The organism is Streptomyces sp. CA-210063, assembly GCF_024612015.1.
In the GTDB taxonomy this organism is placed as follows: domain Bacteria; phylum Actinomycetota; class Actinomycetes; order Streptomycetales; family Streptomycetaceae; genus Streptomyces.
The window spans coordinates 5,950,720-5,965,128 of the sequence record NZ_CP102512.1 but is presented as its reverse complement, the minus strand read 5'-3'; the positions used below and the strand labels follow the sequence as shown (position 1 = coordinate 5,965,128).

At 69.0% G+C, this 14,409-nt stretch carries 14 protein-coding genes; 7 read left to right on the top strand and 7 right to left on the bottom strand.

The genetic code is table 11. The features are described from left to right. The gene (serC, locus tag JIX56_RS26100; RefSeq protein WP_257544087.1) at positions 1–1,119 is read left to right on the top strand and encodes a phosphoserine transaminase; all 1,119 of its coding nucleotides are present in this window, start codon (positions 1–3) and stop codon (positions 1,117–1,119) included. A gap of 226 nt (positions 1,120–1,345) precedes the next feature. Continuing rightward, on the top strand, positions 1,346–2,269 hold the full coding sequence (locus JIX56_RS26095; RefSeq protein WP_257544086.1) for a calcium-binding protein: 924 nt from the start codon (positions 1,346–1,348) through the stop codon (positions 2,267–2,269). A 14-nt stretch (positions 2,270–2,283) separates the two neighbouring features. Here the strand turns inward: JIX56_RS26095 and pdxR are convergent, their stop codons facing one another. Continuing rightward, entirely contained in the window at positions 2,284–3,699 is a 1,416-nt protein-coding gene (gene pdxR / locus JIX56_RS26090) for a MocR-like pyridoxine biosynthesis transcription factor PdxR (RefSeq protein WP_257544085.1), read from the bottom strand. Positions 3,700–3,787: 88 nt separating this feature from the next. On the opposite strand from pdxR, the gene JIX56_RS26085 reads away from it, so the two are divergent. Continuing rightward, the gene (locus JIX56_RS26085) at positions 3,788–4,024 is read left to right on the top strand and encodes a hypothetical protein (RefSeq protein WP_257544084.1); all 237 of its coding nucleotides are present in this window, start codon (positions 3,788–3,790) and stop codon (positions 4,022–4,024) included. Between the two features lie 675 nt (positions 4,025–4,699). Here JIX56_RS26085 and JIX56_RS26080 read toward each other — a convergent pair. Continuing rightward, positions 4,700–5,128 carry an ATP-binding protein gene (locus JIX56_RS26080; RefSeq protein WP_257544082.1) on the bottom strand — a complete coding sequence of 143 codons (429 nt, stop codon included), beginning with the start codon at positions 5,126–5,128 and terminating at the stop codon, positions 4,700–4,702. Between the two features lie 191 nt (positions 5,129–5,319). Between JIX56_RS26080 and JIX56_RS26075 the strand changes: the two genes are divergently transcribed. Both JIX56_RS26075 and JIX56_RS26070 read left to right on the top strand, forming a co-directional pair. Beyond that, the gene (locus JIX56_RS26075; protein ID WP_257544080.1) at positions 5,320–6,204 is read left to right on the top strand and encodes a helix-turn-helix domain-containing protein; all 885 of its coding nucleotides are present in this window, start codon (positions 5,320–5,322) and stop codon (positions 6,202–6,204) included. A 6-nt stretch (positions 6,205–6,210) separates the two neighbouring features. Beyond that, positions 6,211–6,441, top strand: a complete 231-nt coding sequence (locus JIX56_RS26070; protein WP_257544078.1) for a DUF397 domain-containing protein — start codon at positions 6,211–6,213, stop codon at positions 6,439–6,441. Between the two features lie 176 nt (positions 6,442–6,617). Here the strand turns inward: JIX56_RS26070 and JIX56_RS26065 are convergent, their stop codons facing one another. Further along, on the bottom strand, positions 6,618–7,094 hold the full coding sequence (locus JIX56_RS26065) for a hypothetical protein (RefSeq protein WP_257544076.1): 477 nt from the start codon (positions 7,092–7,094) through the stop codon (positions 6,618–6,620). 97 nt (positions 7,095–7,191) lie between these two features. Between JIX56_RS26065 and JIX56_RS26060 the strand changes: the two genes are divergently transcribed. Further along, a complete protein-coding gene (locus JIX56_RS26060; protein WP_257544074.1) occupies positions 7,192–7,719 on the top strand; it encodes a GNAT family N-acetyltransferase in 528 nt (175 codons plus the stop codon). A gap of 158 nt (positions 7,720–7,877) precedes the next feature. Next, positions 7,878–8,738 carry a maleylpyruvate isomerase family mycothiol-dependent enzyme gene (locus JIX56_RS26055; protein WP_257544072.1) on the top strand — a complete coding sequence of 287 codons (861 nt, stop codon included), beginning with the start codon at positions 7,878–7,880 and terminating at the stop codon, positions 8,736–8,738. Positions 8,739–8,910: 172 nt separating this feature from the next. On the opposite strand, the gene JIX56_RS26050 is transcribed toward JIX56_RS26055, so the two are convergent. From JIX56_RS26050 to JIX56_RS26035, 4 genes are all read right to left on the bottom strand, one after another. Beyond that, positions 8,911–10,527 carry an alpha/beta hydrolase gene (locus JIX56_RS26050; protein WP_257544070.1) on the bottom strand — a complete coding sequence of 539 codons (1,617 nt, stop codon included), beginning with the start codon at positions 10,525–10,527 and terminating at the stop codon, positions 8,911–8,913. 237 nt (positions 10,528–10,764) lie between these two features. Further along, positions 10,765–12,336 carry a cellulase family glycosylhydrolase gene (locus JIX56_RS26045; RefSeq protein ID WP_257544068.1) on the bottom strand — a complete coding sequence of 524 codons (1,572 nt, stop codon included), beginning with the start codon at positions 12,334–12,336 and terminating at the stop codon, positions 10,765–10,767. Between the two features lie 153 nt (positions 12,337–12,489). Further along, complete coding sequence (locus JIX56_RS26040) at positions 12,490–13,311, bottom strand: ABC transporter permease (RefSeq protein ID WP_257544066.1); 822 nt, start codon at positions 13,309–13,311, stop codon at positions 12,490–12,492. Continuing rightward, positions 13,308–14,330 (bottom strand): ATP-binding cassette domain-containing protein, encoded by a 1,023-nt coding sequence (locus JIX56_RS26035; RefSeq protein ID WP_257544064.1) that lies wholly within the window; start codon positions 14,328–14,330, stop codon positions 13,308–13,310. The genes JIX56_RS26040 and JIX56_RS26035 overlap by 4 nt, the downstream gene beginning before the upstream one ends. Positions 14,331–14,409: the final 79 nt, after the last annotated feature.

The following is a 14,409-nucleotide window of genomic DNA, read 5'->3' as shown; positions in this document are numbered from 1 at the left end:
GTGGCTGATATCCAGATCCCCGCTGACATCAAGCCCGCCGACGGACGTTTCGGCGCGGGCCCCTCCAAGGTGCGGACGGAGGCGCTGGACGCGCTGGCCGCGACCGGTACCTCTCTGCTCGGCACCTCCCACCGCCAGGCCCCGGTGAAGAACCTGGTCGGCCAGGTCCGCGAGGGCATCAGTGAGCTGTTCTCCCTCCCCGAGGGCTACGAGGTCATCCTCGGCAACGGCGGCTCGACGGCCTTCTGGGACATCGCGACGCACGGCCTGATCGAGAACAAGAGCCAGCACCTGACGTTCGGTGAGTTCAGCTCGAAGTTCGCCAAGGCCGCGAAGCTCGCCCCCTGGCTCGCCGAGCCGACGGTCGTCTCCTCCGACCCCGGCACCCACCCGGAGCCGGCCGCCGAGTCGGGCGTAGACGTCTACGCCTTCACCCACAACGAGACCTCGACGGGCGTCGCGGCCCCCCTGGCCCGTGTCCAGGGCGCCGACGAGGGCGCTCTCGTCCTGGTCGACGCCACCTCCGGCGCCGGCGGCCTCCCCGTCGACATCACCGAGACCGACGTCTACTACTTCGCCCCGCAGAAGTCCTTCGCCTCCGACGGCGGCCTCTGGATCGGCGTCTTCTCCCCGGCCGCCATCGAGCGCGCCGAGCGGATCCACGCCTCCGGCCGTCACGTCCCGGAGTTCTTCAGCCTCCCCACGGCGATCGACAACTCCCGCAAGAACCAGACGTACAACACCCCGGCGCTGGCCACCCTCTTCCTCCTCAACCAGCAGCTGGAGTGGATCAACGGCCAGGGCGGCCTCGCCTGGTCCACGGCCCGCACGAAGGACTCCTCGACCCGCCTCTACACCTGGGCGGAGGAGTCCAAGTACGCGACCCCGTTCGTCTCCGACCCGGCCAAGCGCTCCCAGGTCATCGGCACGATCGACTTCGCCGACGAGATCGACGCCGCCGCCGTCGCCAAGGTCCTCCGCGCCAACGGCATCGTCGACACCGAGCCCTACCGCAAGCTCGGCCGCAACCAGCTCCGCGTCGCCATGTTCCCGGCGATCGCCCCGGCGGACGTCGAGGCCCTCACGAAGTGCGTCGACTACGTGATCGAGAAGCTCTGATCACTCCCGTACAACCCCGTACGACCCCGCATGAACCCCGTACGAACCGTATGACACCGACTCCCGTACGACGCTGAAGGGCGCCCGGCGACCACCGCCGGGCGCCCTTCGCGTGTCTCACGTCGCCGTACAACTCCTCCCCCTGGCCGCGTGTCTAACGGGGCGACCGGAAAGACCACCCGCGAACCAATCGCCTCGCACAGCCCCGCCGAAGGGTTACCTCCGAATGCGCTCGTACAGAACCCGCTCGTACAGAACCGTCGCCGCCACCGCCTCTCTCGCCCTCGCCCTGGGCGGAGCCGCGCTCGCGGCGCCGACCGCCCAGGCGGCCCCGACGAGCACGGCCGGCGTCGTCTTCGAATCCGGCCTCCTGCGCTACCAGGCCGGCGCCGGACAGTCGAACCGCTTCACGGTCTCCGTGGCGAGGGAGGAGAGGCCCGACTGGGAGTGGGGCTACTGGATCATCACCTTCCGCGACCGGGTGGACATCACCATCGACGCGAGCGCGGCGGCCCAGCGCGACTGCGTCTACCCCGAGGCGACCGATCACAAGGTCGTCCAGTGCGCCCAGGGCGTTCACCCGAGCGGCGAGGACGAGTTCGTCTACGACGTCCGCCTCGGCGACGGCGACGACTCCGCGACGATTCCCGCCGGCTCCCTGTACGCGGGGATCTACGGCGGCTCCGGCAACGACGTCCTGCTGGGCAACGCCGAGGTCGAGCTCTACGGCGAGGACGGCAACGACCGCATCTCCGGCGGCGGCGGTGTCTGGGGCTTCGGTTCCCGGGGCGGCAAGGGCCACGACACCATGACCGACTGCTCGAACTGCGGCGGCGGCGCCGGGAACGACACCCTCACCGGAAGCACCAAGGGGACCTTGACGAGGAACACCCTGAGCGGGGACTCCGGCAACGACACCCTGTACGGCAAGACCGACGCCGACGACCTCTGGGGCGGCGAGGGCAACGACAAGCTGTACGGCGGCCGGGGCGACGACACCCTGCGCGGCCAGCAGGGCAACGACGTGCTCTACGGCGACCAGGACGACGACACACTCTGGGGCAACGGCGGCAACGACGTACTGCGCGGCGGCCAGGGCACGGACAAGCTCTCGGGCGGCCCGGGCAGCGACAAGGTCCACCAGTACTGAACGGGACCGTCGGCTTACGCGAGGCCGGCGGCCTCGATCGCCTCGCGGAGCCGGCGGACCGCTTCGTCCACCATGCCGTCGGCGAGATTGCCGTACCCGAGGACGAGGCCGTGATCGGCGTGGTGGTCGGTGGCGTGATAGGCCGTCAGGTCGGCGACGCGCAGGGAACGGGAGGCCGCGGCGGTGACGACGGCCGCGGTGTCCACGGCGGCGGGCAGCCGGAGGATGAGGTGGAGACCGGCGGCGACGCCGGAGACCGAGGCGTCGGGCAGCTGATCGGCGAGGGCTCGGACGAGGGTGTCGCGTCGGTTGCGGTACCGCTGCCGGCAGGCGCGGAGGTGGCGGTCGTAGGCGCCCGATTCGAGCAGTGCGGCGAAGGCGAGCTGGTCGAGTGGGGAGGGCTGGATCGCTGCCTGGTCGGTGTGGTGGAGGTGATCGGTCCAGCGGGGTGGTGCCACGATCCAGCCGATGCCGAGCGCCGGGGACAGGATCTTGCTGAGCGACTTGAACAGGACGACCCGGGACGGGTCCATGCCCTGAACGGTCGCCACCGGACGCCGGTCGTAACGGAACTCCGCGTCGTAGTCGTCCTCCAGGACGACACCGTCCACCTGGCGCGCCCACCGCAACAGGGCGGCGCGGCGCTCGGGGACGAGCACGGTACCGAGGGGGAACTGATGCGCCGGCGTCGTCAGCACGGCCCGCAGGTCCGGGTGCCGGGCGAGGTCGTCGGTGCGCAGACCGCCGGCGTCCGTGCGGATGGGCACCGTGTCGAGGCCGGCGGCGCCGACCACTTCGCGTAGCCGTGTCCAGCCCGGCTCCTCACAGCCCACGGCGGTGATGCCGTGGGCCCGCAGGGCGTGGCAGACACGGCGTACGCCGTCGGTCACACTCGTGCACACCGTGACGTCCTGCGGGGTCGCGGAGACACCGCGCGAACGGCCCAGATACTCGGCGAGCAGCCTCCTGAGCCGGGGGTGCCCGCCGGCCTGCGGATAGCCGAACTCCGTGAACTCCATGGTCGTCACCTGCGCGCGAACCGCGTCGGCCCACCGCCGACGCGGAAACGCCCGCAGGTCCGGCAGCCCCGGTGCGAGGTCGAAACGGGCCGCGGACGCCTGGTGCGTCGCGGGCCGCCGGGCGCCGCCGTCGGACTCGTTCGACCACCGCACTCGCGTGGCCGACCCGGTACGAGCCTCCAGATACCCCTCGGCGACGAGCTGGCTGTACGCCTCGGTCACCGCCCACCGCGAACAGCCGAGGTCGGCGGCGAGCTGCCGACTGGGCGGCAGCGCGGTACCGACCTCGACCCGCCCCTGCCTGATCACGACCCGCAACGCCCGCTTCACCCGCTCGTGCAGCGGCCCGTCACCGGCCTGTCCCAGGTTGAGCAGGAGGTCCCCGGCCAGATTGGTCTGTGATTCCCGCATGCCATTGGACGGTATCAGCGAGCCATTTCTCCGTAACGTCGAAGACGAACGAAGACGAGCACGAAATGACGACTGCGAGGAGAATGTCGTGGCTTCCGTAAGGCGCTCCCTACCGACCACCCAGACCCACCCCCTGTTCCGCGGCGTGTTCGACACCTGGCTCACCAAGGCCGACGCCCTGTCGGCCCTCCCGAACGCCCCGGTCGTACCGGACCCACCGACCACTCCGGACGCTTCCCGTCAGCTACGGCTGCCCACCTGGCGTCGACTGCGCTCCCGCTTCGGCCGGTACGCCGTGGCCGGGGTCCAAGTCGGACCGCCGTGACACGTCCGCACGTTCGTAGGGCACCCGGCGACCGCCGCCGGGCGCCTCAGCGCTCACGGGCCAGGCGCCGCCCTCGCCCGCGCCTCATGCACGGCTTCACGCAGAGGGACCGCCTCAGCGCACTCCACGCCCAGGCTGACCCGACACCCATTGCCGCACCTCCGCACATGCGTGGCCCAGGCGAGGAACTCCCGCTCATCCACCGCGCGCAGTACCCGAGCGGCACGATCACCCATGGCCCGCCCCCTCGCCCAGGGCGACGATCACATACGTACGCACCGGGTGCCCTGTCTCCCACTGCTCCCAGTCGGTCAGCCCGACAGGACGCCGCCGGCACCCGCCAGTCCCCCGCTGCCAGCACTCCTCCTCTGGCAGCAACGGGAGGCTCCGCCCACTCCACCGCAGCCGCTCGGCCCGCCTCGCCCAGCGCGCCCAACGGGCCCTGCCGGGATTCAGGTGCCATTCGCGGGGCGTCTCCGGAGGCGTATCCGATGCCGGTACGGCGTTGCTGGGGTCCGGCAGGGGCCCGCCTCGGCTGCGTGGCCGTCTGATGCGCAAAACGGCCAGGCTGCCGAGCAACCAGACGATAGGGTTCCGCACGTCGACAGCTCCTTCGCTTGCTGTTGGCACACCGCCCCGCATCGGCCCGCTACGCCGCTGCGGGGCACCTTTGTTTCACTCGCCGACGTTCCCCGCGCCGAATTCCTTCTCGGCCCACACGGTTTTCCCGACACCTTCCGGCCGCACGCCCCACTTGTCCGCCAGGGAGTCGACGAGCCAGAGCCCTCTGCCCCCGCCGTCCAGGCCAATTCGCGCCTCGCACAGCACGGGCATCGCATCGCTCTGGGTGTCCCGCACTTCCACGCGGAAGACGTTGCCGTCCTTTTCGATGGACATGCCGACCCGTCGGCCGGAAGTACCCGGCGCCCGACCGTGAGTTACGGCATTCGTCACCAACTCGCTGATGACAAGCACCAGATCACCCGCGAATTCCTCCTCCCGGCCGATACCGCAGAAGGAGAGGAAGGCGAGGCTGTCCGAACGGGCGCGGGCTACCGAACGGTTGGTGGTGGGATACTGACGGTGTGTGGTGGGTCCAGGCATGGCAATCAGCCCCTCGGGGGGTGCGGCAGAGCGGACAGTGAGCATCCAACTACGGATGCAATCCTGCAACCAGCTCGGCGGGCATGCAACCATGCAGCCCACATGCACTCGTTCGAGTGCTCACCAAGTCACGGGGCAGACAGGTGCCCTGCACTCTGTTATCGCTGCCCAGACCAAGAAGGGGGCACCTCATGGCCACGCGCCGGATCTTGCAGCCGACTGCGCGTCAAGTGCGGCTCGGGTCCATCCTGCGAGGTTTGCGCGAGGACGGAGGGCACGGGAGCCAGGACACCGTTGCCCGCGGACTCGGCTGGTCGGAAGCGAAATTGTCGCGCATCGAGTCCGGGCGTATCGGCATCTCCGATTCGGACCTGAGCTCGCTACTCGATCGCTACAAGGTGCAGGACCGAAGCCTTCGCGGCTACGTGATCGACCTCCGCCGCCGGGGAAATGTCCGCGGCTGGGAGACCGACATCCGCTCGGTGGTGAGCACCATGTACGCCGACTTCATCGGCTACGAATCGGATGCGTCGGACACGTACAACGTTCAGACCACACTGGTTCCCGGGCTGTTGCAGACGTACGACTATGCGGCTGCCGTTCTTGATCAGCACTTTCCGGGCATGGCCGAGGAAGAGCGAACCGAGCGGCTGAGTATTCGAGCAAAGCGGCAGAGCGTCTTCGATCGGCCAAACCCGCTGGTTTTCTGGGGTGTCATCTCGGAGTCGGTGTTCCGGCATGCCGTCGGCGGGCCCGAAGTCATGGCAGCACAACTCGAACATCTCCTCATCATGGCCAAGGAATACCCCGGCACAGTCAACATCCACGTATTGCCAGAAGCCTCAGAGTCTCACGCAGCACTGTTCGGGCCGTTCGTAGTACTCACATTTCCCCAACGCTGGGAGCCTGACGTCGTCTACCTGGAAGGTCTGACCGGCAACAGGTTTCTGGAAGAGACCGACGAAGTCCAGGCGTACAGCCGACTGTTCAAACGGCTCATGATGTCGGCCTCCCTGAGAGGAGCCGAATCATTGGAACTCATCGAACGTCACCTCAATGGATACCGCGAAGGATAGTCAGCCATGTCGCAGCACATAATCCCCAACGCCTCCGAACTGACCGCCACATGGCAGAAGTCATCGGCCTCCGGAGGCGACGGCGATTGCGTCGAGTTCGCCGCCCACGAAAACGGCATAGCCATCCGACACAGCAAGGCCCCGAACGGCCCCGCCCTCCTCTTCACCCACTCCGAGATCGCCGCCATGCTCGCGGGCGCGAAGGCCGGGGAGTTCGACCACTTCACGCAGGGCTAGGGGCCGTTGGCCCAAGGCCCGGCCGTCCCGTCCCGCCAGCCCGTCGCCCCATCCGGCGGGGCGGAGCCACGCCGGACATCAGTGCAGCGCCTCGATCGCCTTCAGAATCAACTCACGCGCCTCGGCGCCGTACACGGTGTGGCGATGCAGTTCCGCCGCACCGTCTTACAGAGGTGTCACGGAATCCCAGCCGCTCGCCGCTGGCCAGGCCACATGTCATCATACGCCGCGTCAAAGAACTGCACCTGCGGCCCGCGCAGCGCGGACCCATCGGCTATCTCGCCCCGGGCCGCCTCGGCAAGGCGGGCTGCATAACGGTAGGCGGCCCCCCGCAGGGGCTCGCTTCTGGCCGCAAGGTCGATCTCCGCCTGCGCCAACCACAGATCATCGACGAGCTGGTCGAGCACGGGATCGGCCGCGGCGTCGCCACTGCTCAAGCGCGCGAGCGCCGCCTTCTCCACCTGCGACGCAATGCCCAGGAACTTCAGGACCGCGCTCTTGAGCTCCGCCCGGTGCGCGGCTGACTCCTGCACTTCGAGCTGCCGGGTACCTGCTCGCGAGACGAGGTACTGACCAAACAGCGATCCGCCCGCGCCGAGCGCAACACCTGCCAGAGACAACAGCGCCGGCCCCAAGGTTCCCCAAGATCCCATGGCTTGAGTCTCTCAACATCGGTTCGCCGCAGCGCGAGCCCGGCTGTCCGCGCGGAATCCCATGGCGCGACGCAGCTCCGGCGTCAAGAATCGCCGGATGCATGAAGTGAAGCTGTCCGACGGGATCATCACGCTGTCCCCGCTGCGCCTGGACGATGTGGAGGCGCACCTCGCGGGCGAGGATGAGCCGTTGGTTCGCTGGCTCAGCGGCGGTCCCGGCACACGCGAGGGTGTCGAAGCGTACATCCGGCACTGCCGGGAGCAGTGGGACACGGCCGGACCACTCCGCGCTTTCGGTATACGGGTAGGCGCCGACGAGACGCTCGCGGGGACGATCGATCTGCGGTTCGCAGCAGAGGGCTTGGCGCCAGGCCAGGTGAATGTCGCCTACGGCCTCTACCCGTTCTGGAGAGGACGCGGCCTGGCCACCCGCGCGGTGCGCCTGGTCTCCCGATACGCGGCAAGTGAGGGCGGACAGGAGGCGGTGATCCGGGTAGAGCCGGAGAACGCCGCATCTGCCGCAGTCGCCCAGCGGGCAGGGTTTACCCCTGGCAAGCACACGCACGGCGAGGACGGGACAGCACTCGACTGGTACATCCGGAGCCTGCGCATCGACAACCAATGACGCCCCCGCTGACCCAAGCCCAGCATGAGGGCGTTGGACACGTGTGACCAGCGATCACGGGACAGCCCTTAGGAACGCAGCACCCGAACGACACTTCAGTCGGGGCCAGGGCCGGATATCCGATGGCCGTCGGGACATTCGGTTGGCAGGCTTCGGTCATGGACTCCCCGCTCAATGACGTGCCGAGTCGGTCCTGGCTCGGTGCCCCGATCGACGCCCGCTCTCTGTTCGCTCCGGAACACGCCGCGCTGATGGCCACGTTGCGCGGCCTCGCGCCCGCAGACTGGGGCAAGGAAGCGGTGCCGGGCTGGACCGTCCACGATCTCGCCGCACACCTCCTGGGCGACTGCTACGGGCGCCTTGCCCGCCACCGCGACGCCCACCGGGAAGGTCCCGCCTTCGCACGGGGCGAGACGCTGGAGGCGTTCATCCACCGCGTCAACCAGGAATGGGTGGACGCCTTCTCCCGGGTGAGCCCGGCCGCGCTCACCGACACCCTCGGCCTCATCGGCGGTCAGACCGCCCGGTTCTTCGAGGCCACCGACCCCGATTCCCTGTCGCTGGGGGTGTCCTGGGCCGGCGTCGACCCGGCACCGATGTGGCTGGACAGCGCCCGCGAGTTCACCGAGTTCTGGACCCATCGCCAACAGATCGGCCACGCGGTCGGCCAGGACACCGATCCTGATCCGCGGTTCCTGACCGTGGTGCTGGACACCTTCATGCGGGCCCTGCCCCACACCCTGCGCGAGGTCGTCGCGCCGGTGGGCACGCAGGTCCAGGTGCGGATCGACGGACCGGCCGGCGGCAGTTGGACGGTCACGGCAACCGGCCACCGCCGCTGGTCACTCGCCGAGCCGGACGCCGGACGTCCCGCCGCGCTCGTACGTCTGGATGCGGAGGCCGCCTGGCGCCTGTGCACCCGCGGCATCCAGCCCGACACCGCCCTCTCTCGCGCCCGCATCGACGGCGACCGCGAGCTGGCCGAGGCCGCCTGCCAGATCGTGTCGATCGTCTACTGACCGACGCCTCAACACGCCGCCCCGGCCATGGCATCCGGTGCGATCCGATCGGGAGTCCCGCATCGCCCCACGCAATGACAAGGGCGCCCGGCGTATCGCCGGGCGCCCTTGTCATTGCCGTACGCGGTGATGCTCAGGCCCGTACGAGGTGATGCTCAGACAGGCGACGCGGTCAGCCGCGGAAGCCGAGGATGCCGTGCAGGGTGTCACCGTTCGTCGCGGCGGTTTCCGGGGCCGTGCTCAGCGTCGACTGCGCCGAGCTCTGCTGCGCGGCCTGCGGCTTCGGGTCGGGCAGCTTCTTGCAGACGGCGTCGACCTTGCCCTTGCCACGCGGCACCTTGCCGTTGGTGAGGTACGTCGCCAGGTACTTGTCGAGGCAGGTGTTGCCGCTCAGCGAGATGCCGTGGTTGCCGCCGCCCTGTTCGACGACCAGGCTGGAGTTCTTGAGCAGCTTGTGGACGGTGACGCCGCCCTGGTACGGGGTGGCCGCGTCGTCCGTCGCCTGGAACAGCAGCACCGGCGGCAGCTTGGAGTTGGCGACATTGACCGGCTTCAGCGACTTGGTCGGCCAGAACGCGCACGGCGCGTTGTACCAGGCGTTGTTCCAGGCCATGAACGGCGCCTTCTTGTACACCGCCCAGTTGTCCTTGGTCCACTTCTTCCAGTCGCGCGGCCAGGCCGCGTCACGGCACTGCACCGAGGCGTAGACGCTGTAGCCGTTGTCGCCGGAGGAGTCGATGGCGGCGAAGTTCTCGTACGCCTCGACCAGCGGATCGGCGTCGCCCTTGTTCACGTAGGCCGCGAACGCCTCGGCGAGGTACGGCCAGTAGCCGTTGTAGTAGCCGCCCGGGAGGAAGGTGTCCTCCAGTTCGGAGGCGCCCACCTTGCCGCCCGCGGGCTTCTTGGCGAGGGCCGCCCGCATGGCGTACCACTTGGCCTCGATCTTCGCCGGGTCGGTGCCGAGCTTGTAGGTGGAGTCGTACTTGGCTATCCACGCCATGAGCGCCTTGTGGCGCTTGTCGAAGGCGTAGTCCTGGTCGAGGTTGTCCTCGTACCAGACGCCCGTCGGGTCGACGATCGAGTCCAGCACCAGGCGCCGCACCCGCTGGGGGTACAGCTTGGCGTAGACCGCGCCGAGGTACGTGCCGTACGAGTAGCCGAAGTAGTTGATCTTCTTCGCGCCGAGGGCCTTCCGGATCGAGTCCAGGTCCTTCACGGCACTGATGGTGTTGATGTACGGCAGGACGTCCTTGTACTTCGTGCCGCAGGCCTTGGCGAAGGACTGGGCGCGCGAGAGGTTGGCCTTCTCGATCGCGGACGTGCTGGGCACGGAGTCCGGGCGCACCGGGTTGAAGTAGCCGGGCTTGCAGTCCAGGGCGGGCTTGCTCTTGCCCACGCCGCGCGGGTCGAAGCCGACGACGTCGTACTGGGCCGCCACCTTCTTCGGCAGCGAGGACGCGACGAACCCGGCCAGCGTCAGACCGCTGCCGCCGGGACCGCCCGGGTTGACCAGCAGCGGGCCCTGGTACGTCTTCGAGGTGTGCGGCACGCGGGACAGAGCCAGCGTGATCTTCTTCCCGCCCGGCTTCGCGTAGTTGAGCGGCACCTTCACCGACGCGCACTGGAGCGTCGGATAGTCGTCCGTGGCGCACTTCTTCCAGGCGACCTTCGCGGCGGCGGCCTGGACGGTGTTCGCGGACTGCGACGCGCTGGCGTTGGCGGGGACGGCTGTGAGCGTCCCCGCCAGGACGACGGTGGCGCCGCAGAACACGGCTGCGCTTCTTCTCATGGCGTTCTCTCGCAACGGTGAGGGGGGTTCAGGTCCGCGAGGTACGCGGCCCGTGCCGCATGGTTCCGGAAGAACGCGCCACACAAGAACGTATTCGACCAAGACTTGACTGAATTGAGTCATTGAGAACGCTCAAGTGACCCACAGAAAGGGGGTGGTTGGGTCAATCCTGAACATCACGCCCCCCACCGACGAGCGCGCCCGGCGAGCACCGGGCGCCCCCATCTCACGCCACGGTCACCCCGCCGCACAGCTCACGCTCGGCGCACCCCCGCCCCCGGGCGCGCCCCCGAAGCCGAAGCTCGCCGAACCTCCGGCGGCTACGGCCCCGTTGTGGGCGGTGTTCGTCGCCGTCACCGTCGCCCCGCTCTGGGTGTACGACGCGTTCCACATGTTCGTCACCTGCTGGGACCCGGGCCAGGTCCAGGTCACCTTCCAGGAGCTGATCGGGGTCGTGCCGGTGTTCGTCACCTTCACGTCGGCGTTGAAGCCGGTGCCCCAGTCGCTGGTGACGGTGTAGGCGGCGGTGCAGGCGGCCGTTCCGCCGCCGGGGCCGCCCGGGTCGTCCGGGTCATCCGGGTCGTCGGGGTCACCGGGGTCGCCCGCCGGGAAGCCCGGGGCCTTGATGCTCGCCAGGTAGCCGTCCTTGACCGTGTCCACGGTCTGCCAGTCGTCCTTCAGAATCCCGCCCGTGTCCCCGGAGTTGGGGTTCCAGGACCAGAAGGTCCAGTGGAAGGAGTCCGAGCCGTGGGTCGAGGTCGAGCGGAGGTAGGTGACCAGGGCGGCCAGCCATCGCTGGTCCACGGTCGACTGGAGCGTCGTACCGAACTCGCCCACCCACACCGGCGCGATGTTCTGCTTGAAGATGTAGCCCCAGTACCTGTCCCAGACGCCGGGCATGTTCGCGGGGAAGGACGGGTCGCTGAACCAGCTCTGCTGGGCGACGCTCGTCGCGTAGTCGTGGGCCGAGTACACCACCCGGTTCGCCACATCCAACTGCACGGGGTACTGGGCCACGCCCATCAGGTTGCCGCCCCACCAACCCGAGACGCCGTTGTACGTCTGGACGCCCTCCACGAGGATCAGCAGGTCGGGGTTGACGGAGAGGACCGCGTTGCCGGCGCGTTGGGCGGCCAGGCGCCAGTCCCTGGCCGTGTCGCCGCAGCCCCAGCAGGCGGGATCGTGGGGCTCGTTGTGGAGGTCGATGCCGATGACCGTCGAGTCGCCTTTGTAGCGGGTCGCCAGCGCCTTCAGGTTGGTGATCCACGTCGTCTCGGGGACGGCCGAGGTGTACCAGAGAGCCGACTGGCCGGCCGCGTCCGGGCGGTGGCGGTCAAGGATGATCTTCAGACCGCTCCGACCGGCGTACGCGACGATCCTGTCCAGAACCTGAAGGGACGTCAGGCCTTGCAGATCGGCGTTCTTGCCGTCGGCGTGGTTGATGCTGTCGGGCATGGTGCCGGACTTGAGGATGTCGTCGCTGTAGGGCATCCGGATGGTGTTGTAGCCCAGCGACTTCATCTGGTCGATCATGCTCTTGTAGTCGCGGGACCAGAGGCCGTGGGTGACGTGGTTGGCGGTCTCGAAGCCGAACCAGTTGATACCGGCGATGCGGACGGGCTGGCCGGACGCGTCCAGGATCTGACGGCCGCTGGTGCGCCAGTAGCCGGCACCGGCTTCGGCCGCGCCGATCTCCGCCGCAACCGCCTCCGGCGCGGTGGCCGCGTGCGCGCCGCCGGTCAGGGGCAGCGCCAGCACGGCGGCGGCCGCGCACAGAACGCCCAGGGTTCTCCGTAAGCTGCGGAACATTTCGCTGCTTCCTCCTCGGGAGGCGCGGGCCCGGAAACGGTGGGAGCGCTCCCACCACCCGCACCCCCCATGGAAGAGGCGCCACATGGACACGTCAAGGCGTCCGGCGTCACCTGGTACACCGGACGCCCTTCCCAGGGCAGGAGCCCTGCCTCACCGGCTCAGCTTCTGGAACCTCCGCACCGCCAGCGGCAGGAAGATCGCCGTCAGCACCACCGGCCAGACCCCGGCCATCAGCAGCGCGTTCTGTTCGATCCAGGCGTCGCCGCCGCCGACCGGCGTCCCGAACAGTTCGCGGGTCGCGGCGGCCGTGGAGGAGATCGGGTTCCAGGCGGCGATCCAGCCCAGCCAGTCGGGCATGAGCTGCGGGGCCACGAAAATGCTGGAGATCATGGTCAGCGGGAACGCGACGGCGAAGAGACCGCCCGCCGCCTCCGGGTTGGGGACCATCAGGCCCAGCCAGACGCCGACCCAGATCAGCGCGAAGCGGAGCCAGAGGAGCAGGCCGAACGCGCCCAGGAAGCCGAGGCCCGCGTCCGGGCGCCAGCCCATCGCGAAGGCCGTCAGCATCATGATGGCCAACTCCGCGCAGGCGACGAGGAGATCGGTCACACCCCGCCCCGCGACCACCGCCGACGGCGCCATCGGCATGGAGCGGAAGCGGTCGATGACACCCTTGGTGGAGTCGTAGACCACCAGCGTCGCCGTGTTGATGAACCCGAAGGCCATCGTCATCACGAACATCCCCGGCATCAGGAAGTCCCGGTAGTCCCCACCACCGGGCACCTGCATGGCGCTGCCGAAGACGTAGCCGTACAACAACACGGACAGGATGGGAAAGCCCAGCTGCCAGGCGATGTTGACCGGCTGGCGCCGGTAGTGGGTGAGGCCGCGCCGGACGATGTTCCAGCAGTCGGCGAGCAGCCAGTACGTACGGCCGTGCGTGCTCGGCGTACTCAGGTCGACGGCGGTCATACGGCGGCCCCCTTGTCGGTGTTCCCAGTACTCCCGGTGTTCGCGGTCTTCTCCGTGCGGTGGCCGGTCAGGCGCAGGAACACGTCGTCGAGGCTCGGCCTGCGCAGGCCGATGTCCTCGACCCGTACGCCCTCGTCCTGGAGGGTGCGCGCCACCTCGGTGAGGGCCGAGACGCGGTCGGTCACGGGTGCGTGGACGCGCAACTCCGTGTCGTCCGACTCCGGTTCGCCGTCCGAGACGCGGGCGACGACCTTCACCGCGCGCGGGATGTCGGCGCGCTCGGCGACGACGACCTCGATGCGGTCACCGCCGACCGTGCTCTTCAGCCCGTCCGGGGTGTCGTCGGCGATCGCCCGCCCCTGGTCGATGACGGTGATGCGCGAGGCCAGCTTGTCGGCCTCCTCCAGATACTGCGTGGTGAGCAGGACGGTCGTACCGCTCGCCACCAATGCCCGTACGGTTTCCCATACTTCGCCCCGGCTGCGCGGGTCGAGGCCGGTCGTCGGCTCGTCGAGGAAGAGGACGGCCGGGGCGAGGATCATCGAGGCGGCGAGGTCGAGCCGGCGCCGCATACCGCCGCTGTACTTGCCGACGCCCTTGTCCGCGGCATCGGTGAGCTCGAACTGGTCGAGGAGTTCGGCCGCGCGCAGCTTCGCCCGCCTCCCGCCCAGATGGAACAGCCGCCCGAACATCTCCAGGTTCTGACGCCCCGTCAACACCTCGTCCACCGCCGCGTACTGGCCGGTGAGGCCGATCCTGGCGCGCACCTCGCGCGGATGCCGCGCGACATCGAGGCCGGCCACCGTCGCCCGGCCGCCGTCCAGGCGCAGCAGCGTGGACAGGATGCGTACGGCCGTGGTCTTGCCCGCGCCGTTCGGGCCGAGGAGGCCGTGCACCGTGCCCTCGCGGACGGTGAGATCGAAGCCGTCGAGCGCCCGCTTCTCGCCGTACCGCTTCTCCAGCCCCTCCGCCCGCACGGCGTACCCGTCGCCGCCCCGGGCTCCGTTTCCGTCGCTCATGAGTCCCCCTTCTCTTCAATTGGGTACACCGTACCCGATTACGCGTACGCCGTACCCAGTTTTTTCCTCGAGGACATAA